Here is a 23,065-nt window from a genome sequence, read left to right on the forward strand (position 1 = left end):
CACGAGCGTGTGGGCAGGCGTGCGCATCGTGGCTGGATGCCCCGCGACTGCACCTGTGCAGAGATACACCGGCGGATGGCGGTGGCCACCAGAATCAGTACCGGGCAGCGGTGTGGCGCGGTGGTGGTGTTGGGTCCCGGGCCGGAACGACTATCCGATACCCACCGCGATCCCTGGATATGGCCCGCCATTGACGAACTGCGACAAACATATCGCTCGTAACGTCCGGCTGCCGACACTGCAGTTGAGAATCGCGGTCTGGTCCGGTGCCGAGCCCAGGACGCGGGACGGGCGCGACGGAATGGAGCAGTTATCGACGTAGGGATTGAACGGGGTGATGCCGTTGTAGCAGGGGGCGGACGGCACCGGACCGGGATCGGCCGATGCTACCGGGGCCGCGGAGAGGACAGCGGCCGCCAGTGCGGCGGCACCGAGGATCACCGGGCCTGCTTTACGGAGAGTGGTCATTGCTGAGACCTCCTCGACAACGCTCTACGTTGAGCGCATCTATAACGTTACGCTTCGGATCCGCACACCGCCTCCATCCGGCATGACAGCCCCGCGCCGGTCGCGGCGAGACCGGGATTCCCCCGATCACGCAGCTGAGGGTCATTGGCGTTCACCACGCGGAAGCGGAACCCAGATGAGTTGTTAGCGTGTCTCACAATCGATTCCACGTTCTCACGGTCGGTTGCAAGCACCGGCCGCAGGGAAATGAAGCAGTTTGTGAGACGGACCCTGGTGCAGCCGTCGTGAGACGCAGCGAAACTGCCCAGGTCAGGGACATGTACCGGGCCAGGCAAACGCGAAGACCTCCAGCATGTCGCCGCCACCGTGATGTGAAGCTCTGTCATGCCGCGGCGCCGAAGATCATTCCGTTCGCCCAGACGGCCCCGCTGATCTCGGTGTGGTTACTGTGGTCGGTGTGCTTCTACGACGTGCCGTTGTCTTTTGCGTCTGGACATCGCCGGCGGGCACCAGTTAGTTCGATTAGATAACCGGGAGCGCACATGCGACGCACATTCCCGCGCCAACTTGCCAGAATTCGCACAACGGTTCGTGTGGTGGTGATCGCCTGGGAGGCCTGGCGTTTCCGGCGCGGTGACGACACGGCGATCGCGCGCCGCCAGCGGGTGCGGTTGCAGGCGCTGGTGCGGCATGCCCGAACGGCGTCACCGTACTATCGCCGCCTGTACCGAGACGTTGCACCGGGGCCGGTTTCGCTTGCGTCGCTGCCCGTCGTGTTCAAGCGCGAGCTGATGACGCACTTCGACGACTGGGTGACGGATCCGGACATCACCATCGCGTCGCTGCGGCGTGACTTCCTGTCCGACCACTCGCTGCTGGGGGCCCGCTACCTGGGCCGCTACTTCGTCGCGACGACGTCGGGAACGAGCGGAGAGCCGGCCATCCTGATTCACGACGACGCGTACTCGGCGTTGTTCCTGTTCGTGGGCCGTCGCGGTGAGTGGCAGTTCATCGTTCGATGGAACTTTCTATGTGGGGTGCTGCGGCGCGGGCTGCGGGTGGCGGCACTGTTCGTCACCGGCGGGCACGTCGGAGCCTCCGCCGCCTGGGCGTTTGTCCGTCGCCGCAGCACCTTCATGGCCGACCGCGTGCGTGTGTTCTCGGTGCTGCGACCGCTGCCGGATCTGGTGCGCGAAATCAACGAGTTTCAGCCAACGGTCCTCGAGGGCTACCCCAGCGCCGTGGCGTTGCTGGCCAGCGAACAACGTGCTGGCCGGCTGATGATCCAGCCCCTACTGGCGATCACCACAGGCGAGCAGCTGACGGCCGCGCATCGCGGCGACATCGAGTCGGCGTTCGGCTGCCCGGTCGAGAACCGTTATGGTTCAGCTGAATTCCCGGGCTTGTCGACGCAATGCCATCACGGTCTGTTCCATGTCAACAGCGACTGGTACCTTCTCGAGCCGGTCGACGAGAACTACCAGCCCGTCGCACCGGGTGTTGTCTCCCACACTGTCTTGCTCACCGACCTGGCCAACCGGGTGCAGCCGCTGATCCGCTATGACCTCGGCGACCGCGTGAAACTGGCCGCCACCCCGTGCGCGTGCGGTAATCGGCTGCCGGCAATCACCGTCGAAGGCCGCACCAGCGACCTCCTCTCATTCGCGGGACCGGACGAAACAGCGGTTACGGTGCTGCCGCTGGCCCTCGTAGAGGTCATCGAGGAGACCCCCGGTGTGCATCGGTGCCAGGCGATCCGGACCAGCGCGCGATCACTGAGGGTGCGACTGGAGATGTCGTCTGACGCCGACCCGGAGCAGATGTGGCGTGCGCTCGATGAGCGGTTGCAGGCGTTCTTCGCCAGCCTGGGGACCGCACCCATCGTGGTGGAACAAGCCGCCGAAGCGCCCGGCCCCGACCCGAGAACCGGCAAGTTCCACCAGGTATGGTCGGATCGCTCATCCTCACAGGGGCCTCCGGCGTAGGCGATCTGCCCGCTCGGTGGCCGCAGAGGTTCGCAGCGGGCTTCAGGTCGCGATGTTGAAGACCCACACCGCAAGCGTGGTGGTGGCCACACTGATCAGCAGGATCGACGCCAGATTCAGCCAGATCCCACCTTTGACCATGTTACCGATGTTGACATAGCCGGTGCCGAAGACGATGGCGTTGGGCGGAGTGGCCACCGGAAGCATGAACGCCGCCGTCGCCGCGAGGGCGACGGGGATCGTCAGCAACAAAGGATCTTGGCCGATGCCCACCGCGGCGCCGCCGATCACCGGCAGGAACGTTGCCGCGGTGGCGGTGTTGCTCGTCACCTCGGTCAAGAAGACCACCGCGGTCGTGATCACCCCCACCAGCAGCACAACGGGCAGCCCCTTCAGGCTCTGCGCCTGCAAGCCGATCCACGCGGTGAGTCCCGAGGAGCTGAACTGAGCGGACAGCGCCAGACCACCCCCGAACAGCAGCAGGACAGCCCACGGGAGTCGTACCGCAGTGGCCCAGTCGAGCAGCCGCTCGCCCATCATCGACCCGGCCGGCAGAACAAAGAGCAGCAGCGCGGCACAGACGGCGATGCCGGCGTCGGAGACCGGAGGCTTATCCCACACCAGCGGGAACGATATCCAGCTGACCGCGGCGAGGACGAAGACCACGGTCACGCGCCGCTCACCGCTGGAGGTGGCTCCGAGTTTGTCCAGCTCGGTGTCGAATAGCTGCTTGCCGCCGGGGATCTCGTCGATCTCCGGCTTGAACATCAACTTGGCCAGCAGCAGCCAGATGACTACCAGCAGGACCGCGGCGAGCGGAAGACCCAGCAGCATCCACTGGCCGAAGCCGATGGTGATGTTCTGCTCATCCTGCAGGTAGCCCACCAGCAACACATTCGGCGGGGTGCCGATGATCGTCGCGAGGGAGCCGGCCGAGGCCGCATAAGCAATGCCCAACATCAGAGCCGTGCCGAAGTTCGATTTCTTCACCTGCTGCTCGACTGCGTCCGTGCCGCCCTCGCCCTCCGCAGAGACCGTGCCGGCCAGCATCAGGACCGAGACGCCGATCGGCACCATCATCACCGCGGTGGCGGTGTTGGAGACCCACATACTCAGGAACCCGGTTGCGAGCATGAAACCGGCGATCACCCGGGTGGCGCTGGTGCCCATCGCCCGCACGGTCAACAACGCGATACGCCGGTGCAGGTTCCAGCGCTGCATCGCCAGGGCGAGCAGGAATCCGCCCATGAACAGGAAGATCACATCGCTGCCGTAGTAGGCGCCGACACCGGAGACGCTCATGTCGTCTACGAGCACCGGAAAGGCGACCAGCGGCACCAAGGCGGTGGCCGGGATCGGGATCGCTTCGGTCATCCACCACATGCCCATCAGGACCGCGATGCCGGCGGTCACCTTGGCCGCGTGGGACAGGTCGGCGGGCAGCAGCAGGTAGACCAGCACCGCAAGCAGCAGACCGCCGCCGAAGCCGATCCAGCGTCGAACGGAGGTCGACTTCTTCTCGGCCGTGTGTTCCCCCGCCGACCGTTCGTCGACCTCGGCACCATCGTTCGGGTCGAGGTCGGTTCGTTCGAGATCTCGGCGAGCGCCGTGGTCACCGAGCATCGGTTACTCCCGAGAGGGTCGCGGCCCGTCGTCCTCCTTGAGGCCTTGTGTCGTGGTGAACACCACCATATGTCTGCGCCCGTGGGGAGGTGGAAACCGCACTCCTGCCCTCACGGATGCAGATTCCACTGGCCGCAATCCTGGGCCAGGACGTCGTTGACGTCGACGCGGATGCCGCCGACCACGGGCCCCGGATTCGAGGCGGTGTCGATGATGCGCTGGTAGAGAACCGCGGCGGGGTAGATCTGACCGCGAGACCAGGACCGGGTCTGCCATGCACACACGTGCCCGGGTGCGCGTGACCGACCGATGACACCGTCGGCGGCGGCCCACTGGCAGGGGTTGATGCCGGCGTAGATACCGGTGCGTTGCACGCCAATCACCGAGTTGATTCCGCGAAACCACGGCAGCGCCAGGTTGTTCCAGGTGGTGCGGTCGATATCGTCGTCGACACTGAAAAAGATCGGTGCGCTGCGGCCGCCGCCTGCCGCGGTGTGCAGGTGCCAGGCGGTCCGCGCGTCGGATACGCCACCGGCGAAGCCGCGGGTGAAGTCCGACGGCGCCGTCCCGCCCGGTTTTCCGTACTGGTAGTTGCTGACGATCACCAATCCGGCGGCGGTCAGGGACTGGGCGTAGGGCAGGGTGATCGGCTGGCGCCGAAACTCGATCCGGGCCGCGACGTCGATACGTAGTTGATCACCCCGGAGTGGCCAGCAGCCCGGATGTGTTGGGCGGGGATCTGTCGCATGGCGTAGTCGATCAGCGTTGGAGCGGCGGCCGAGGCTGTGGGCATGCCGACGCCTGCAGGTGTCGAACGTCGCCGCGAACTGGTGGCCGCAGCTGGGAGTGGCCGGCATCGGGCTGTGGGCCGAAAACGTCATGAACCATGCCAACGACTTGGTCATCGAGCCCACATGCCGCGCATGGTTGGGCGTGAAGCGAACGTGAGGCGGTGCTCAACTGAACCGCGAACACCCCTGCACGAGGGGAATGGCATCACCGCCCCGCAACCGGTGTCGTGCGTCGTTGCCGCCGCCTGTCGTACATGTCTTGATCGGCGTGGTCGAGAACGGCGTCGATGGAGCGCCCGTCGCCCGGTCGGTGGGCTGCGCATCCGATCGTCAAGCCGACCGAGATGTGCGCATCGCCGCCCAGCATGACCGGTTTGTTGTCCAGATCGTCGGTGATCCGGTCGGCCAGGCCGGCCAACTCCGTGTCGTCGAGGGCGTCGGTGATCACCAGGAACTCGTCACCGCCCCATCGGACGACCATGCCTTGGTCTCCGACGGCCGCGCGCGGGCGGCAGGCCACCTCCACCAATAGCCGATCACCGGCCCGGTGACCGCGTCGGTCGTTGACCGCTTTGAACCGTTCGATGTCGCAGAACAGAACGCAATAACCGGCTCCGCTGGCTTCGAGTTGTTCGAGGCGGTTCCATCCGGCCGACCGGTTGGCGAGCCCCGTGAGCGGGTCGGTGGCCGCTTGACGGGCCAGATCGACCTCACGGATGCGGTCGGCGGTCACATCGACGATCTGTGATACGAAGTAGCGCGGCCGATTTCGCGAGGCGTGCACGATCACGACGGTCAGTGCGCCCCACACGATGTGCCCGTCCGCGGCGATGTATGCACCCGCAGACGAACTGCGCCACGCTCAACACGATGACGTCGGTGGTCAGCCACGCCACAAAGGCCTTTCCGGCCACGACCACGACAGCGGCGGCCATCACCCCGTGCCGCCGAACCGCTTGGGGAGTCTGGTCCGGCCGGTGGCGCCGACCTCGTACCGATGCTCAGACCGTCATCTCGAGGATCCTGTCGCCTTGCACGTTTCCCTCGAAATAGCCCAGGCCGTAATCGCCCTTGATCGTGGTGCGGTGCATGTACCGGGCTTCGTTCGGATCGTGACCGGTGACGGCGTGCAGCATCCGCAGGTTGTCCCAGATCACCATGTCGGTGGGCCGCCACGTGTGGAAGTAGGGCTTGATCGCAGCCAGCATCGCCTTGCACACCGCTTCGAGGAGCTGGTCTCCGTCGGCGGTTTCGTCACCCTCGAGACCCTCTGCCATCCACGGAGAGATGTGCAGTACCTTCTCGCCGCTGCGGCGGGTCCACACCGCAGGATGGACGGCACGCGGGAGGTTCTTCTTGCCGAAGTCGATCGTCTCTTGCAGGCGCAGATGGGGCTGAACCTCGCGGAATCCGTCGGTCAGGCCAAAGCGCATGTCCCGGAAGCGCAGATTCAAGCTGTACAGGACGTTGCGGTCCTCGATCTGCTGTCGCAGTGCCGGCGACAGCGCCTGGTAAAGCTCGATACCGTCGGCGAATCCGGTCTGGCCGCCCTCGCTGACGCCGGTCACGCAGCGCAGCACACCCGCGTAGTTGAGTTCGTTGTTGTAGCAATGGTCGAAGTGCCAGGGCAGCCACGACGTGACCTCCTTGCCGTCGACCATGACGATGTTGCCCTCACGCGGTGCCTGGCCGATCTCGACGACGCCCGGATGCAGGGCGCCGTTGGCGCGCGGCACGGACGGAACCGGATGGTCCTTGAGCGGACCGAACACCTTGCTGATCTCGACTTGTAGTTCGGGGTCGGGTTCGACGTCCTCGAACAGGATCATCCCGCGCTCGTCGAAGACGCGGCGGAGCCGGTCGCGGAGGTGTTCGTCTTCCAGCGCTGCGTGCGTGACGCCGCTGACCCGCGCGCCGAACGAAAGGTCTTCCCGCAGGGGTCTGAAGTGGGCGGACGACATGGTGTTTGGTTTCCCTTCGCGCCGAGGTCGTTGCTAACATGTCATTAAGTGATACAGTGAATCACTAACTAACACAGACTGTAACGAGGTGCCGATTGGCCGTCAAGGGCAGTTCGACGGGTGCGCGCGTTCTCACCGTGTTCGAGGCGGTGGCCGCCCATCAGCCGGTGGGTGTCGCGGCCTTGTCGCGGATGCTGGGCATGGACAAGAGCGCGGTGCAGCGCTCGCTGGTGACGCTGTCTGAGCAGGGGTGGATTCAGCCGCGCGAGGACCAGATGACGCGGTGGGAACCCACCGCGCGCGTCCAGCACATCGCCCACAGCGCACGCGCCAAGTCCGACCTGCGCCAGAGCATCCAGCAGGTGCTGGAACAGCTGGCGGTGCAGACCGGTGAGACGGCGATTTTCAACGAGCCGGACGGCCCGCGCCTGGTGGTATCCCAGGTGGCGGAGAGTCAACAGCCGCTGCGCATGGTGCCGCGCATCGGGACCCCCGTCCCCGCGCGCGAGAGCGCCACCGGGCGCATCCTGCTTCCCTTCCTCAGCGACGAGCGGCAAGCCGAACTGCTCGGTGGGCCGCCCGATGCGGCGCTGGCTGCTCTGCTGGACGCGTGCCGCGCCCAGGGCTATGCCGCCAGCGGCGACGTGAACGCTCCCAGCATGACCATCGCCGCGCCGGTATTCGAGGTGGACGGCCGTCCCATCGGGGTGGTCGCGATCAGCGGTCCGGCCGAGCGGATGCAGCCCGACAGCCACTCGCGACTGGCCGCACTGGTTTGTCGGGCTGCCAACTCGCTGTCGCGCGGCGCCCCGAGTTCAGTATCGACCCGAGATGTGACGAGCTAGCCGCGCGCTCGCGGACCCCACGGTTGGACAACCTCCGCGCCGTTTCGTAACCTTTCCGTGACCTGAGGCACATGGGTCGGCATGTTCGACGAAGACGACGTCGGCGGCAGTTAAGGATGCGCACTCGTGAAGTTGCACCGGCCTATCGCGCCGAAATTCGGTCCGAGCAGGACAGCGGCGGCAGCCGCGATAGTGACGGCGCTCTGTGTGGTGTCCGCCGGGTTTGCGTACGCCGAGCCGGAAGTGGACGAGCTGGCCAAGCTGAACGAGCTGACCAGGCAGGCCGAGGAGCTGATCGAAACCGCCCAGTCCGTCCAGCTAGACCTCGACACGAAGTTGCAGCTGCAGAGTGACGCGGAGCGCAGGCACGCCGAGGACCTGGCGGTGCTCGAAGCCACCAACGCGCAGCTGGCCGACTATCAGGGGACCGTCGACAAGGCCGCGGCCGCGTTCTATGCCGGCGGGCGCACCGATAGCGTGAGTGCGTTCTTCACGGCCGCCTCGCCCCAGCGCCTGATTGACGAGTTGGCCTTCCAGCGGACGATCACCGACCAGATGTCCGAGCAGTTGCGGGACTTCCGCGACTCCCAGCGGCAGGCCGATACCGCCGCGGCGGCCTCGGCCGAATCGGCGGCCGCCGCCAAAGAGGCCGCCGACGCTGCGGCAGTCGTGCGTAGCGATCTGGAGACCAAGCAAGCGGAGGTCGAGGGCCAGGTCCGATTGGTCCGGGCGACCTATTACGCGCTGCCGGCCGCTCAGCAGGCTCTGTTGGGACCGGGTGGTGCGATCCCCACGGTCGGGATGGGCGGTCTGGTTCCCAACGCGCGAACGCTGGCGGCGTACATCATTGCCACCTTCCCCGGTGTGCAGTCCATCGGCGGTGTACGCGCTGATTCGCTTCCCGATCACCCCAGTGGCCACGCCCTGGACATCATGATCGGCTCGGATATGGCATTGGGTGACGCGATCAATGCCGACATCCAGAGTCAGTCGGATCGCTTCGGGGTGTCGTACACGATGTGGCGAGTGGCCAACCACTTCAACCACGTCCACATCACGGTCTTCTGACCGCTTAGGCTTCGGCCTCACCCATGTTGACGGTGATCGGCCGGCGGAAGAAGCGCGTCAGCCACAGCAGCACCACGATCCCGATGCCGAACCAGATGATGCCGTACCGGGTGGAGTCGGCCGAAAGGTACAGCCACAGAACGACTGTGAGCAGCACGCCGATTGCCGGCAGCGCGATGTTCCGCAATATCTGACGGGCGCCATGGACTTCGCGGCGGCGGTAGGCGAAGTAGACGATCACGGTCAGGTTCACGAATGTGAACGCGACCAAGGCGCCGAAGTTGATCAGCGAGGCCACGAAGTCGAGGTTGAACCCAATCGCCAGCAGCGACACCGCACCGACGAAGATGATTGCGTACGCGGGGGTTTGAAAGCTCGGGTGCAGGTACCCGAAGAAGCGCCCGATCGGGCCGCGACCGTTGCGCCCCATGACGTAGAGCAGCCGTGAGACCGATGCGTGGGAAGCAAGGCTGGAAGCCACCGTGGCCGCGAACGCCGCCGAGGTCAACAGGATCTTGAACAGGTGCCCGCCGACGTTGAAGGCGATCTCGGGCAGCGCGCTGTTCTCCAGCGATTCCTGGCTGAAGTGCGACACGTCCGGAAACAGGGACTGGGTGAAGAACGCGGTGACGAAGAAGATGGCACCACCGATCAGCAGTGCCAGCATGATCGCTTTCGGCACGAGGGATGCATCCTTGGCTTCTTCGGTGTACATCGTGATCGCGTCGAAACCGATGAACGAGAAGGCCACGATGGTGGCTCCGGTGATCACCAGATTGAGGTGGACGCCCTCGTGCCACAGCGGTTTTGTGGAGAACAGGGTCCCGTTGCCCATCCCGTCGATCAGAGACTTTGCGGCCAGGATGAGGAACACTCCGATCAGGACCACCTCGAAGACCACCAGCAGCATGTTGACCCGCGAGGTGTTGGTCATGCTGAACAAACACATCCCGGTGATGATGGCGACGTAGACGACGACCCAGATCCAGGCCGGGGCCGACGGGAAGAACGAATACAGATAGCTGCGGATGATCAGCGCGTTGACCAACGGCAGCAGCAGATAGTCGAGTAACGCCGACCACCCGATCAGGAAGCCGAGGTTGGGGCTGATGGTCTCGGTGGTGTAGGTGTAGGCCGAACCGGCGGACGGGAAGATTTGTGTCATCCGGCCATAGCTGATCGCGGTGAACATCATGACCACCAGCGCGAAGATGTAGGCGGTCGGGACGACGTTCCCGGTCTCGGTCGAGACGATGCCGAAGGTGTCGAACACGACCGTCGGCGTCATGTAGCCCAGGCCGAGGCCCACGATCGCCCACAGTCCTAGCGTCCGGGCGAGCTGGGTGGTGCCCTTCGGCCCGGAGGCAAGTTGACTCATCTTCGACCCACCATCATCAGATCGTCCGGATTCGTACGCTGTGGCTTACCACAGCGGCGGATGCTCCGGCATTGTTTGCACGACACCAACCCGCTCAGCTTCCCAGGGCGAGAACGTTTCTGCAGTAGACGAGCCCGCGCCCATCGCCCGTGTTAGCGTCACCAAGCATGCGGTACGTCGTCGGTTATGGCCCCCGCCACCGCGGCCTCGATGCGGTCAATCTCGCGGCGACCCTGGCCCGGTCTTCGGGCGCAACACTGGATCTGGTCTCGGTTCTGCCCAGTGACGCCCCGACCTTTCATCGCTACTCACCCGATGACGCGTTCAACGCCGAGCTCGAGGAGCAGGGCCGGGAATGGCTTGCGGACGGGCTGGCACAGGTGCCGGTCGACGTCACGGCCGAAGGTCACCTGCGCAGAGCGGACTCCATCACCGAGGGACTGCTCGACGCCGCGACTGATCCCGACCAGGGCGAGGCGGCGCTGATCGTGGTCGGCACCTTCCACCGCGTCCGCAGCGGGCGGTTCGGGCTGGGAAGTCTGGCCGACGCTCTGCTGCACGCCTCGGAGGTACCGGTGGCCCTCGCCCCTACCGAGTACGAACCCCAGGCCCGTGTCACCCGAATCACCTGTGCGATAGGGATGCGCCCGGGTAACGAGAACCTGGTCGACAACGCGATTCGCCTGGCGGCCGAGTGGAAGGTGCCGCTGCGGCTGATGTCGCTCATCGCTGTCGGCGAGGGTGGTAGCGATGAGCGCCGCTACGAGTGGACCCAGCTGGCGCATCAGCATGCCGCCGCTCTGGTGGACAAGGCGACTGCCGCGCTTGGAACCGGCGCCGTGGTGACGAGTGTTGTGGGACAGGGACATTCGCTTGAGGACGCAGTGCAGGAGCTGGACTTCCAGGACAGCGAGATCGTGCTCGTCGGCTCCAGCCGGCTGGCGCAGCCGAAGCGGCTCTTCCTCGGCCATTCGGCAAGCAAGATCATGCGGGCGTTGGCGGTGCCCATGATCGTGTGGCCGCGCGGCTGACCGGAGCAAATGGCACCTCTGGGGTGAATCGGCTTCCAGCGGGTAGGAGTTGAGAGATGGGTAACGGGCGGCCCAGAGTGGTCATCATCGGCGGCGGGTTCGGCGGTCTCTTCTGCGCGCGTCGGTTCCAGAATGTCGACGCAGACGTCACCCTTCTGGACCGTGCGGCCTGCCATGTGTTCCAGCCGCTGCTGTATCAATGCGCGACCGGAACGCTGAGCATCGGACAGATCAGCCGGTCGCTGCGCGAGGAGCTCGCCGACCATCGCAATGTCACGACATTGCTCGGCGAGGCGATCCGGCTCGACGCCGGTGCGCGCCGAGTCACGGCCCGTCGCCCCGACGAGACAACGTTCGACCTCGATTACGACTATCTGGTGATCGCCGCCGGGATGTGCCAGTCGTATTTCGGCAAGGATGAGTTCGCAACCTGGGCGCCCGGGATGAAGACGTTGGACGACGCGATCACCATCCGGCGGCGGGTGTTCGCCGCGTTCGAGATCGCCGAGACCTTGCCGCCCGGCCCCGAGCGTGACCGGTGGCTGACCTTCGCGGTGACCGGCGCGGGTCCCACGGGTGTCGAATTGGCGGGCCAGATCCGGGAGTTGGCCACGCGATCGTTGGCGAACGAGTTCCACAGCATCCAGCCGGAGGAGGCTCGGGTGCTGTTGTTCGACGGTGGTGACCGCGTGCTCAAGAGCTTCGCCCCCGCCCTGGCCGAACGGGCGCAGGGGATCCTCGAGAAGTTGGGCGTGGAGATGCACTTCGGTGTGCACGTCACCGACGTCAGTCGCGACGGGGTCACCGTCACCTCGAAACACAGTGGCGCGAGCCAGGACTACCCGGCCCGCACCGTGCTGTGGACCGCCGGGGTCGAGGCGGTGCCGTTCGCTCGGCACGCCGCCGAGATGCTCGGTGCCCAGGCCGACCGATCCGGCCGCATCGCCGTAGACGCCGACCTCTCGGTGCCCGGGCATCCCGAGGTCTTCGTCATCGGGGACCTCGCCGGCCGCGACGAGTTGCCCGGCGTCGCGGAGAACGCCATGCAGGGCGGACTGCACGCTGCCGGGTGCATCAGGCGCGACCTCGACGGCGACCCCCGGAAGCCGTTCCGCTATCGCGACCTCGGATCCGCCGCGTACATCAGTCGTGGCCACGCGGTACTGCAGGCCGGACCGGTGAAGCTCTGCGGACGCCTCGGCTGGCTCGGCTGGGGCTTCATCCACATCGCATTTCTCACCGGGGTGCGGAATCGCTTCAGCACCGTCGCGACGTGGCTCGCGGCCATCGCGCGGTCCGATCGCAGCGACCGGACCTTCATCCTGGGCGGCTCCGGCCACCCCGAGGACCCGTACACCTGGGAATCGGTGCACCAGCGCTAGCGCGAGTGACGAATCCGGCCGCGACGAGACGCCGCGGACGCCCGGTTCGGTGTTGTGCAGTCCGGTCCGGTACCGTACGGTCAATCTAGTTGATAAGCCGACCTACAAAACTGTCCTCGCCGTCAGCGCCTGTCGCCGTTCACGAAAGGGTCACGGATGCAGCGGGTTTCAATCGGACGCCGATTGAGCAAACGCTGGATGCTGCTGGTCGCGGTGGTCGTGGTGGCGGTGGCCGGGTTCGCGGTCTACCGGCTGCACGGCATCTTCGGCTCCCAGGACGTCACGTCGACTCCGAGCGGTGCCGGTAACGACATTGTCCCGTTCAACCCGAAGCACGTGGTCATGGAGGTTTTCGGCCCGCCGGGCACGATCGCCACGATCACCTATACCGATGTCAACGCTCAACCTCAGCGGGCCGACGGCGTCACCCTGCCGTGGGCCTACGACACGACCACCACCCAACCGGCGGTCTTCGTCAACGTCTCCGCCCAGGGCGACAGTGACTGGATCGGCTGCCGGATCAAGATCGACGATGCGGTGAAAGACGAGCGAACGGTGCACACGCTCAACGCGTTCACCTATTGCCTGGACAAGTCGGGATGAATCAGCGGATGCTCGATCCGATCGGCGACCGCAGCATCGGGATACCGCCGATGAATGTTCGTAGCGGCTAGCGTCGGCCGCGGCGGTGCTGGCGCTTCTCGTACATGGCCCGGTCGGCCAGGTCGAGCACGGTGTCGACCGAGCGTTCGTCGCCCGGGCGATGGGCTGCACACCCGATGGTCAATCCGACCGAGACCTGGGTCCCGTCGCTGAGCGTCACCGGCTTGTTGTCCAGATCGTCGGTGATCTTCTCGGCCATCCGCTCCAACTCCGGGTCGTCGACAAGGTCGGTGATCACGAGGAATTCGTCGCCACCCCAACGGGTCACCATATCGGCGTCCCTGACGGCCTCGCGCAGGCGGCAGGCGACTTCGACCAGCAACCGATCGCCGGCGCGGTGGCCGCGCTGGTCGTTGATGGACTTGAATCGCTCGATATCGCAGAACAGAACTCCATAGCCCGCCCCGCTCGCATCGAGCTGTTCGAGCCGCTTCCAGCCGGCCGACCGGTTGGCGATCGAGGTGAGCGGATCGGTGGCAGCTTGTCGGGCCAGGTCGGCTTCACGGAGGCGGTCGGCGGTCACGTCGACGATCTGAGATACGAAGTAGCGCGGCCGATCCCGCGGGGCGTGCACGATCACGACGGTGAGTGCGCCCCATACGATGTGACCGTCGGCGGCGATGTAGCGCTTGTCGATCCGGTAGGAACGCCGCCGTCCCTCGAGGCACTCGTTCAGCAGGGCCACGTCGGCGTCCAGATCCTCGGGGTGGGTGATCTCCTGGAAGGTCAGATCGGCCAGTTCCCATTTGCTGTAACCGAGCATGGCCCGCAGCGCCCGGTTGGTGCGTAGGAATGTCCCGTCCAAACCGACGACGGCCATACCGATGGGGGAATGAGCGAGCGCCAGCTCGAACCGCCGCTCACCGAGCAGGTCGACGGTCGTCTGCAGAAGATCGGCCGGTGCCGCGGTGCCGTCGGCAGCCCGAAATCCGTGCGCGAGGGGCCGCGGACGACTCAGGTAGAACCCTTGTGCAGCAGTGATACCGACGGCGCTCACGACGTCGAGCTCACCCTGGCTTTCCACACCTTCGGCGATCACGGTGGCGCCCATCTGTCCGGCGAGCTCGGCGATGGCTTGCGCCAGCCGGCGGCGGGCATCGTCGACATCGATATTACGGGTGATCGACTGGTCGATCTTGACGAATTCGGGTCCCAGCTCGAGCACATGGGAGAACGAGGAGAATCCGGCACCGACGTCGTCGACCGCGATCCGGACGCCCCGAGACCGACAGGGATCGAGTGCCTCATCGAGTGCGCCGTAGTCCATGACGGCGTCGTGTTCGGTGAGTTCCAATACGATTCGGGTCGGGTCGACGTCGCCCAGCAGCTGACCCCATGGCGCGACCGAAGCCGCCGCGGGGGAGATGTTCACCGCCACGAATGCGTCTTCGGGTAACCGCGGCACCAGCGAGATGACGCGGTTGAGGATCGCGGTCTCCAACGCGATCCCCAGTCCCATCTGCGCCGCCCGCGCGATAAAGGCGTCGGGACGGAATGGAGCGTGCGGAAAGCGCGCGAGCGCCTCGACCCCGATCACCCTGCCGGAGGCCACGTCGTGGACCGGCTGAAAGACCACTTCGAAGTCGTTCTGGGACAACACCTTTTGCATTGCCGCGCACTGGGCCGCGGTGGTGTCGGGCAATTTCACCGGGGATTCGAGGAGCGTCCCGATGAGGTCGGCGACCTGGTTGACCACGCGCAGGTCGGTGTCGGCGAGGTACGGCTTGGCCTCCCGGCTGACGGCGCACACCATCCCGATCGTCGCCCCGGTGGGGCTGGGTACCGGCACACCCACATAGGCGCCGAGTTTCAATGCGCGGGTCATCGGCAGTGCGCGGGTGGTCTGATTGGCCGCGGTGTCCGGAATGATCGCCGGCAGGCGCCCGTCGATGACGCGCACACAGTAGGTGTCGGACAGATTGGTTCGGTCACCTGACGACAGACCCAGAGTTTCGGCTTCGCCGTCGAGCACTTCGAACACCTGAATGCCGTCGCGGAAGGAGGACAACCATGCGGTGTCCAGGCCGAGACGGCGTCGCAGGAGACCCAGCAGTGTGCGGACCAGTTCGACAGGGATCTCTGGCCCAACGTCGGAGAGGGGCTCGCCGTCCCCCTCGAACCGCATAGCCATTAGTAGACCCCACCGCTACCGAACCCGCACGGGAATGACGGCGCAAGCCAAGGGATTGGCGGTGCGCCGATGAGCAGCGATTCAGGGGCCGCGGTGGTCGCGGCCGCCGGAGGGCGGGTCGTTCTGCAGGATCCGACCAGCTGTGAGGCCGCGCCGGCCGTCAATGCGGCACTGCGCCGGGTGGAGTCGGACCGTCGCCGACCTGCGGGGGATCGGCCGATGGCTCTCGGACGTTCGCGGGACTGGGCCGGGCCGACTCAGCTGAAGCGCACGTTCATCGTCGCCAGGCCGAAGATCTTCTTACCGCCCGACTTCGCGCCGACGAGCACAGCACCGGAACGGGTTTCGGGGTCCAGCGACTTGATGCGGCCGCTGAACTCGATGTCGGCGCCCTCCTTGGCGGACACCACCGCCGGTTGGGACAGCCGCACCGCGAACCGGGTGACGGCACCGGGATCGCCCGACCACGCGGAGTGATAACCGGCGCCCAAGCCCATGGTGAGCATTCCGTGGGCGATCACGTCGGGTAGCCCGGCCAACTTGGCGATGTCCTCGTCCCAGTGGATCGGGTTGGCGTCACCGGCCACCCCGGCATAGTTCACCAGGTCACCGCGGGAGACCCGGGTGTGATGGACCGCGATCTCGTCGCCGACCGTAACGTCCTCGAACTTGCGGGTCCCCGGCGTGCGGGTCAGGCCGCTCTGGGCGATCCGGGTCTCACCCTCGGGCCGCAGTTCCTTCACGTAGTCGGCATCGGATCTGCCGACCTCGAGAATGTTCATGTCGTGCATCATGGCCTTCTGCACGGCCGCCTTGACGCCGGCGTCGATGTCCTCGCCGGTGACACCGACGACTGTGGTGTGCAGGGTATGCACCCGCTCGCCCGCGGTGTCGGTGAAAGTGTTCGTCACGGTGATGAAGTCTCGGCCCGCGGTCCGGCGGACCGACGTCAGCTCGACATCGATGACCAGCTCGTCGCCGGCAACGATCGGCCGGTGCTGCTCGAAGACTTCCTCGGTCTGAAGGTAGGTGTCGTAACCGACGACGATCGATTCGAACATCCGGCGATTGCATTGCATACCCGGCGCCGAGGTGAACGTCAGCGGTGCGATCACATCCGAGTAGCCCAGTTCGGCGGCCGCGGCGACATCCCAGTGCGCGGGGTGATAGTCCTGCACCGCCCGGGCATATTCCCGCAGCTTCTCGCGGCCGACGAGGTAGGTGCCGTCCATCTGGTAGTAGTGGCCGACCCGCGCTTCAAGCGGCGATGTTTGTGCTGGTGCGGTCATGGATGTGCTCATCTTTTCTTTTCGCTGGTTCGCTGACGCGACCAAAGCACACTAACGCGCGGACAACCGGGCATCACACGCCGATACGATTCGGCTATCCAGGAGCACCGAGCGTACGGCGGTTGGGGACAGCGATGACCGGAACGCCGACGGTATGCCCCTACTGCGGGGCCGACCTCGACGGCACTGGCACATGCGCGCGCTGCGGCGGCGCGCGAACACAGAACGCGTTGACCGGGTGGCGGCCGGATCCGACGGCCCGCTTCGAGGGACGGTATTACGTCGCCGGGCGGCCGACCAACCGGGTCCGCAACGGTCGGGCTCAGTCCGACGACCCGGTCGGCGGTCGGATGCTGCCGGCGTATGTGGAGGTGCCCGCCGCACGGTCGAGTATCAGGTCGACCTGGCTGGCGACCGGTGTGACGACGGCGGTCATCGCCATGGTCGGTGCGGTGATCGGTGCACTGCTGTGGGCAGGCCATCGGCCGGGGCGACCGCCCGAGACCGACTATGTCCAAGCCCTCGAAACCGCGGGGCTGATGAACCAATTCAATTCGCAGGCCAATGCCGTCGCCCACGGGCATGACGTGTGCAGTCAGCTCGAACACGGCGGACCACAACAGGGTGTGCTGGCTGACAAGATCGCCGTCGACTCGTTCTGTCCGCAGTTCAACCAGGGCTTCCGGGTCCTCGAATCGGCAAAAATATCAGGGGTTTTCGTCCTGACCGATAGCCTTGGCACGGGAGCGATCGAAACGGACGGGGCGTCGTGCCGTGGAACGAATGGATACGCCGACGTCGGCAGCAGCACCCCGGTGATCGTCAAGAACGACAAGGGGGAGACGCTCACCACCACGTCGCTCGGTGCCGGGAAGAGCGACGGCGCCAATTGCACGTTTTCCTTCTCATTTCCCATCACCGAGGGACAGGATCGTTACGTCGTATCGGTCGGCAGGCGCGGCGAATTCAGCTACAGCTTCGAACAACTCCTGGCCCGAGGAGTTCAGATCCACCTGGGTCACTGACCGGGTTCGGGCGTCGGCGGCGGGGTCCGATTCGGCCCGAACTTCCCGACGACCCTCGCGCAGTAGTTGCTTACCAGGGGAGCGCGGGCGCCTTTGGGGTAGCCTCACCCGCAGAATGACGGTCCGCCAACCTGATCACTTGATGCCGCGGCAATGTCCGCACTGTGGGTCGACGGTGCCTACAGCGGCGTTCTGCAGCGATTGCGGCGCCGACCTCAGGGGGCCGGAGCCCGGCAGCCGGGCTTTCCTGCGACCCAAGGCCTTCGCCGTGGCTCCCCGTGAGCCGGTCTACCTCCCGATGGTGACCAGTTCGCTGTTCCCGCGGTTGCCCGAACGCATCCGCACTCCGTTTCGGCACGGGATGGCTCTGCTGCTGACCGCGTTGGTCGGGTTCTCCATGCTCCGGTTGCTCGGTCCGCTGGTCATCACCGCCTCCCTCGGCGCGGAGTTGTTGTTCGTGCTGTACCTGTGGCAGTCCGACGTGTTCCGGGACATGCCCCGTCGGGCCTGGCTGCTCGCCCCCGTACTGGGCGTCGTATTCGGCGTGGGGTGGTGGCTGTGGACGGGTCAGATCGTCGCTGACTCGTACGACATCCCGCTGGGCGTCAGTTCGCAACTGCAGCATGTGATCAACTTCGGCCTGGTCATCACGCTGGCCGGGATAGTGCCGATGTTGTTGCCGGTGGTGGTGGTGCGGCTACTGCGCCTGCCCACGCATGAGTCGCTGGATGGTTTCGTCACCGGTGCGCTCGGCGCCTTGTTCTATTCGGGCGCAGGCACTCTCACCTGGTTCGCGCCGCAGTTCACGACGGACATCCTCGCCGACTACGGACCATGGCGACTCCTCGAGGAAGCCATCCTGTACGGCTTCGTCGACCCGGTGACCGCGGCTTCGCTCGGCGGCCTGCTCGGACTGACGCTGTGGATGCGCGTTGGCCGGCCGCGCGGGCGCGGCCGGGTGCGGCCGCGAACGGCCCTGGCGATCCTCACGGTGATCGCACTACTTGTCTATACAGCGGTGTACATGGTCGATGCCGCCCAACTGGAGCGCACCGCCGAGTTGGTGGCCAACGTGGCGCTGGCGGCCATCGCCCTGGTCACACTGCGAGCCGGCCTGCAGATCGCGCTCCTCAACGAAGAGCCCGATCCGCCCGGCGGAGAGCCGATCGTCTGTACCTATTGCCAGCAGGTGGTGCCCGACATGCCGTTCTGCCCGCTGTGCGGGGCGGCCGCGCGCGCGTCGTCGCGCTCGACCCGCCTCCGCCGCAGGACAGCGGCTCCGGTCGAAGAAGACACATCGACCTGACCGGATCAGGCCGGCGGGTCGTCGCGCCAGCTGAAGCTGTCGACGTACTTGCCCATGTCCTGGGCGATCTGCAGGTTGGCCGCCGACGGCGGGCCTGGCCCGAACTCGGGGCTGAACTCCCGGAACGGCCCGTCGGCGGAGGCCACCAGAGCGAGATCGTTCTTGACCGCGGCGATGACGATGACCCGTAACGGGTCTGCTCGCATGTCCGGTTGGAAGTTGGCGACCACGCCGTAACCGAGCTGAAAACCGACTGTGGCGTTCGGCAATTCGTAGGCGACCACTGAGTCGGGGAAATCGTCGGCCATGACCTGCTCGACAACCTGGCGGGCGTCGCGCCCCTCGGCGGGCCGGCTGAACAACCGGAGAGTCCCGCCATCACCGGCGGTCCATTCGGCGCTCACCCCGTTGGGTTGGGTGGTTACGGTGTAGGCCGCGCCGGGTGCCGGATAGGACACCGAGAACTCCCCGTCCGGCGCGACGAAGCGCGGGTTGTTGGCCACCGGCAACCCGGTAGGGGGTCGGCCGCAGTCTGGCGGGCAGACGTAGAGCGGTGCGTTGGTCACCCGGTGGTCGATGACGGTCAGCACCATCAGCGCCGCGACCAGGCCGACGACCCACAATCCGAGGACGAGAAAATACTGAGGACGGCGCTGACGCCGCTCCGTGGTGGTGGTGGCCTTCTCCTCGGTCATCGGCCCGCCGATCGAGCCAGCAGAATGGCTTTCACCAGATTCTCCACGTTGGGCGTCCCCAAGCCGGTCACCATGTCGAAGCCGGTCAGGCTTCCGGTGCTGATCGCGTTGCCACCGAGGCGGATGTCGTGGAAGGCCGGCAGGCGTGAGCCCTGGGCCACCTTGTAGAGGACGGGATTGATGTCCCCGAGCGGCTTGTCACCGATCGCGGACAGTCTCTCGTTGATGACCGCTGCCATTCCGGCCCAGATCGGTGCCGATTGGGATGTCCCGCCGCCGACTTGGACCTGCTGGTTGAACACGATCTTGACACCGGTGTTCGGGTCGGCCACCGCGGAGATGTCGGGCACCAGCCGCTTGCCGGGGGGACCGGCGCCAGGGTCGACGGTCTGCCACGACGGGCGGGCGTACAGTTCCGAGACACCGCCCGCGGTTCCCTGGGTGAGAGGAACGTCGTACCAGGACTGCTCGGCCAGCCAGCGCCCGTCGGCGTCCGTGGACAACCGGGTGCCGCCGACCGCGGTGATCTCCGGAATCGATCCCACGGCATCGACGCCGACATCGTCGGGGCTGGGCGGATCCGCCCAGTTGTGGCCGCCCTTGCACTCCAGTCCGGCGAGGTCGCCGGTGGCGATGAACGCGCTGGTGCCTCGGCGCAGAGCCGCTACCAGGGCCGCGCGCACCGGCGCCAGATCCGCCGCGGTGAACAGGCGGTCGCAGCCCCAGCCGATCGAGAAACTCCAGATCGCGCCCGGATACTGGTGGTCCACCGATTCCAGCAGCTTCGCCAGACTCAGGAAGCCCCCGCCGCTCTCCACCGAGGGCCGGGCATTGACCAGGACCAGCTTCGCGTCCGGAGCGACGGCGTGGATCACCTGCAAGTCCATGTTGGCTTCGCCGCCGCGGCGTTGCGGCATACCCCCGACCACTTCCGGGACGAACGGCGGCAGGTGGAACCACGCGGCGAAGCTGTCCATGTCCTGTTGTAGGAATCCGTCGAAACCGAACACCACGACCGTCTGGCCCTTGCCCGTGTAGCCCTGTTGGGTCAACGGCGTGACGTTGTAGGCGCTGAGCAGCTGGTCGGGTAACAGACCGCCGTCGGGGACGTCGAGCGGCGGGGTCGGCGGGACCGTCTCCCGGTAGGGCAGATAATCGAGGATGCGGCCGACGCCGGACACCTCGCTGCGAGCGGTGGCCGGGATGCCGGGCTGCTGCGGTGAGGCGTAGAACACCTGGCCGGCATGGGGGCCACCGCGGGTACGGTAATCGTGGACTGTGACACCGAACGCGCGGGCTACCGCCGCGGGGGCACCTTCGATGACGGCCCAGCCGTCGCCGTCGCGCCAGCGCACCGAGAGTCCCTGTGTGCGAGCCCATGCGTCGAGTTGGACGGGTGGGGACGGCTGGTGCAGCGTGGCGACGAGTTCGACGAGGTCGGTGCGCGCGGGACCGAGGTCGGTCGACCCGGCGAGTAACCGTGCGTAAGGTCCGCCGATCTGTTCACCACGCATCGAGCCACCGTGTCGGTCGGCGGCGAAACACACCAGTCCCACCACGAGAACCACCGCGCTTGCCAGGGCCTGCACCGCGTACCCGCGCCGTTGTCCGGTCATGTCATGAATTCAACCCTGATAACCGGCTGTGAGGCGATTTCGGCGCGTTTCCGTTCGCGTAGCGACGGTTTGCGCGCCGAAATCGCAGAGTTGGTCAGTCGTCACCTGCGGCCACCAGCGGGCGCAGCCGCACCCCCGGGTTGTCCTCACAGAATCCCTGCAGCCGCCATTTGGTGGTGAACAACGCCAGCATGACGCCGTCGGTGCGGGTGAGGACTTCCATCGACACCTGCTTGTCGACGGCGGCCACGTCCTCGGGATCGATGGCGCGGGCCACCGTGTAGGGCAGTCCCTCCAGGGAGATCGGCGCGCTGAATTCGGTGGCCATCCGGTGGCTGGCGACCTCGAACTGCAGCGGACCCACCGCGGCGAGCACGGGTGCCTGCTCGCCGCGCCGGTCTGAGCGCAGCACCTGAACCACGCCCTCCTGCTCCAGCTGTTCGATGCCCTTCCGGAACTGCTTGTGCTTGCTCGGGTCGGTGCCCCGGGCGACGGAGAAGTGTTCGGGGGAGAAGCTCGGGATCGGCGGGAACTGCACCGGCACATCGCGATAGAGGGTGTCGCCGGGTCGCAGGGCATTCGCGTTGGCCAGTCCGATCACGTCACCGGGCCAGGCGTTGTCCAGTGTCGAGCGCTGTTGGCCGAACACCGACTGCGCGTACTTGGTGACGAACGGCTTTCCGGTGGCGGCGTGGGTGAGGACATCACCGCGCTCGAAGGTTCCCGAGCACACCCGGGCGTAGGCGATGCGATCACGGTGGGCGGAGTCCATGCCCGCCTGCACCTTGAACACGAACGCGCTGAACGCCGAGTCGACGGGCCGTACATTGCCGTCGATGTCGACCTGTCCGCCGGGCGGCGGCGCGAGCCGGACCAGATTGTCCAGGAGCTGGTTGACGCCGAAATTCAGTGCGGCCGAGGTAAACAGGAGTGGCGTCGTCTCGCCGCCGAGGAACGACTCCTGGTCGTGGTCGCCGCCGTCGGCGGAGAGCAACTCGCATTCCTCGACCGCGTTGTCCCAGTCGATGCCGGCGGCGTCGTGCGCGCGATCCGGGGCGATGTGCTCCTCGGGTGCCGCGGTCGCACCGCCGGCCGTGCGGGTGAAGCGAATGAAGTTGCCGGTGCGGCGATCCAGGACACCCTTGAAGTCTCCGGCGATCCCGACCGGCCAGGTCAGCGGGGTGGGTTTGAGCCCGATCCGTTCCTGAATCTCGTCGAGAAGCTCCAGGGCGTGACGGCCGGGCCGGTCCCACTTGTTGATCACGGTGAGGATCGGCAGGCCGCGGTGCTTGCATACTTGAAACAGCTTGAGGGTCTGTGGTTCCAGGCCCTTGGCGGCGTCGATCAGCATGACCGCACAGTCGACGGCGCTCAGCACCCGGTAGGTGTCCTCGGAGAAGTCGGCGTGCCCGGGGGTGTCGAGCAGATTGACGACGCAGTCCTGCCCGTCTGGTGAGTGATAAGGGAACTGCAACGCCGTCGACGTGATCGAGATGCCCCTGGCCTGCTCCATCTCCATCCAGTCCGACACGGTGGCTCGCCGTCCGGCTTTGCCGTGGATGGCACCGGCCTGCGTGATGACCTTCGCGTGCAGGACCAGCGCCTCGGTCAGCGTCGACTTGCCCGCGTCGGGGTGGCTGATGACGGCGAACGTGCGCCGGCGGGCGGCCTCGGCCGCCACCCGGTTCGCCGCGGCCGTCCCGGTGCCGGCCGTGCGGATGTCTAGATCTTGATCGCTCATTGCGTCGTCGATGGTATTTGCCGGCGACGGAAAACCTCTAATCGTGCGGGCGCAGCTCAGGCCGCTA

The 23,065-nt window shown here is 66.3% G+C and carries 18 protein-coding genes and 1 pseudogene; 8 read left to right on the top strand and 11 right to left on the bottom strand.

The genetic code is table 11. The features are described from left to right. Positions 1-150 precede the first annotated feature (150 nt). The gene (locus ORI27_RS03590) at positions 151-468 is read right to left on the bottom strand and encodes a hypothetical protein (RefSeq protein ID WP_265995131.1); all 318 of its coding nucleotides are present in this window, start codon (positions 466-468) and stop codon (positions 151-153) included. Positions 469-1,010: 542 nt separating this feature from the next. On the opposite strand from ORI27_RS03590, the gene ORI27_RS03595 reads away from it, so the two are divergent. After that, complete coding sequence (locus ORI27_RS03595; RefSeq protein WP_265995132.1) at positions 1,011-2,453, top strand: phenylacetate--CoA ligase family protein; 1,443 nt, start codon at positions 1,011-1,013, stop codon at positions 2,451-2,453. Between the two features lie 42 nt (positions 2,454-2,495). On the opposite strand, the gene ORI27_RS03600 is transcribed toward ORI27_RS03595, so the two are convergent. The 4 genes and pseudogenes from ORI27_RS03600 to ORI27_RS03615 all read right to left on the bottom strand — a co-directional run bounded on the left by ORI27_RS03600 (position 2,496) and on the right by ORI27_RS03615 (position 6,828). Continuing rightward, positions 2,496-4,076 carry an SLC13 family permease gene (locus ORI27_RS03600; RefSeq protein WP_265995133.1) on the bottom strand — a complete coding sequence of 527 codons (1,581 nt, stop codon included), beginning with the start codon at positions 4,074-4,076 and terminating at the stop codon, positions 2,496-2,498. Positions 4,077-4,186: 110 nt separating this feature from the next. Next, a pseudogene (locus tag ORI27_RS03605) lies at positions 4,187-4,869 on the bottom strand (DUF1906 domain-containing protein). A gap of 203 nt (positions 4,870-5,072) precedes the next feature. Next, a complete protein-coding gene (locus ORI27_RS03610; RefSeq protein WP_265995134.1) occupies positions 5,073-5,678 on the bottom strand; it encodes a GGDEF domain-containing protein in 606 nt (201 codons plus the stop codon). A 190-nt stretch (positions 5,679-5,868) separates the two neighbouring features. Beyond that, positions 5,869-6,828: a TauD/TfdA dioxygenase family protein gene (locus ORI27_RS03615; RefSeq protein ID WP_265995135.1), complete on the bottom strand. Its 960-nt coding sequence runs from the start codon at positions 6,826-6,828 to the stop codon at positions 5,869-5,871. A 95-nt stretch (positions 6,829-6,923) separates the two neighbouring features. On the opposite strand from ORI27_RS03615, the gene ORI27_RS03620 reads away from it, so the two are divergent. Further along, a complete protein-coding gene (locus ORI27_RS03620; RefSeq protein WP_265995136.1) occupies positions 6,924-7,673 on the top strand; it encodes an IclR family transcriptional regulator in 750 nt (249 codons plus the stop codon). Positions 7,674-7,799: 126 nt separating this feature from the next. Next, the gene (locus ORI27_RS03625) at positions 7,800-8,741 is read left to right on the top strand and encodes a coiled-coil domain-containing protein (protein ID WP_265995137.1); all 942 of its coding nucleotides are present in this window, start codon (positions 7,800-7,802) and stop codon (positions 8,739-8,741) included. 4 nt (positions 8,742-8,745) lie between these two features. Here the strand turns inward: ORI27_RS03625 and ORI27_RS03630 are convergent, their stop codons facing one another. Next, entirely contained in the window at positions 8,746-10,119 is a 1,374-nt protein-coding gene (locus ORI27_RS03630) for an APC family permease (RefSeq protein ID WP_265995138.1), read from the bottom strand. Positions 10,120-10,286: 167 nt separating this feature from the next. On the opposite strand from ORI27_RS03630, the gene ORI27_RS03635 reads away from it, so the two are divergent. The 3 genes from ORI27_RS03635 to ORI27_RS03645 all read left to right on the top strand — a co-directional run bounded on the left by ORI27_RS03635 (position 10,287) and on the right by ORI27_RS03645 (position 13,135). Continuing rightward, positions 10,287-11,150 carry a universal stress protein gene (locus tag ORI27_RS03635; protein ID WP_265995139.1) on the top strand — a complete coding sequence of 288 codons (864 nt, stop codon included), beginning with the start codon at positions 10,287-10,289 and terminating at the stop codon, positions 11,148-11,150. A 56-nt stretch (positions 11,151-11,206) separates the two neighbouring features. Then, positions 11,207-12,532: an NAD(P)/FAD-dependent oxidoreductase gene (locus ORI27_RS03640; protein WP_265995141.1), complete on the top strand. Its 1,326-nt coding sequence runs from the start codon at positions 11,207-11,209 to the stop codon at positions 12,530-12,532. A gap of 156 nt (positions 12,533-12,688) precedes the next feature. Further along, positions 12,689-13,135 (top strand): MmpS family transport accessory protein, encoded by a 447-nt coding sequence (locus ORI27_RS03645; protein WP_265995142.1) that lies wholly within the window; start codon positions 12,689-12,691, stop codon positions 13,133-13,135. Positions 13,136-13,202: 67 nt separating this feature from the next. Here the strand turns inward: ORI27_RS03645 and ORI27_RS03650 are convergent, their stop codons facing one another. Both ORI27_RS03650 and ORI27_RS03655 read right to left on the bottom strand, forming a co-directional pair. Continuing rightward, positions 13,203-15,320 carry an EAL domain-containing protein gene (locus ORI27_RS03650; protein WP_265995143.1) on the bottom strand — a complete coding sequence of 706 codons (2,118 nt, stop codon included), beginning with the start codon at positions 15,318-15,320 and terminating at the stop codon, positions 13,203-13,205. Between the two features lie 263 nt (positions 15,321-15,583). Continuing rightward, positions 15,584-16,615 (bottom strand): fused (3R)-hydroxyacyl-ACP dehydratase subunits HadA/HadB, encoded by a 1,032-nt coding sequence (locus ORI27_RS03655; RefSeq protein WP_265995144.1) that lies wholly within the window; start codon positions 16,613-16,615, stop codon positions 15,584-15,586. A 134-nt stretch (positions 16,616-16,749) separates the two neighbouring features. On the opposite strand from ORI27_RS03655, the gene ORI27_RS03660 reads away from it, so the two are divergent. Together ORI27_RS03660 and ORI27_RS03665 are read left to right on the top strand one after the other, a co-directional pair. Continuing rightward, positions 16,750-17,640 carry a DUF732 domain-containing protein gene (locus ORI27_RS03660; RefSeq protein ID WP_265995145.1) on the top strand — a complete coding sequence of 297 codons (891 nt, stop codon included), beginning with the start codon at positions 16,750-16,752 and terminating at the stop codon, positions 17,638-17,640. 175 nt (positions 17,641-17,815) lie between these two features. After that, a complete protein-coding gene (locus ORI27_RS03665; protein WP_265995146.1) occupies positions 17,816-18,946 on the top strand; it encodes a zinc ribbon domain-containing protein in 1,131 nt (376 codons plus the stop codon). 5 nt (positions 18,947-18,951) lie between these two features. Here the strand turns inward: ORI27_RS03665 and ORI27_RS03670 are convergent, their stop codons facing one another. The 3 genes from ORI27_RS03670 to ORI27_RS03680 form a co-directional block, all read right to left on the bottom strand. Continuing rightward, positions 18,952-19,641 carry a hypothetical protein gene (locus tag ORI27_RS03670; RefSeq protein ID WP_265995147.1) on the bottom strand — a complete coding sequence of 230 codons (690 nt, stop codon included), beginning with the start codon at positions 19,639-19,641 and terminating at the stop codon, positions 18,952-18,954. Then, the gene (locus ORI27_RS03675; protein ID WP_265995148.1) at positions 19,638-21,257 is read right to left on the bottom strand and encodes a S53 family peptidase; all 1,620 of its coding nucleotides are present in this window, start codon (positions 21,255-21,257) and stop codon (positions 19,638-19,640) included. The genes ORI27_RS03670 and ORI27_RS03675 overlap by 4 nt, the downstream gene beginning before the upstream one ends. Positions 21,258-21,351: 94 nt before the next feature. Next, positions 21,352-22,998 (bottom strand): peptide chain release factor 3, encoded by a 1,647-nt coding sequence (locus tag ORI27_RS03680; protein ID WP_265995149.1) that lies wholly within the window; start codon positions 22,996-22,998, stop codon positions 21,352-21,354. Between the last annotated feature and the right edge of the window lie 67 nt (positions 22,999-23,065).

This window comes from Mycobacterium pinniadriaticum (genome assembly GCF_026242045.1).
Lineage (GTDB): Bacteria > Actinomycetota > Actinomycetes > Mycobacteriales > Mycobacteriaceae > Mycobacterium > Mycobacterium pinniadriaticum.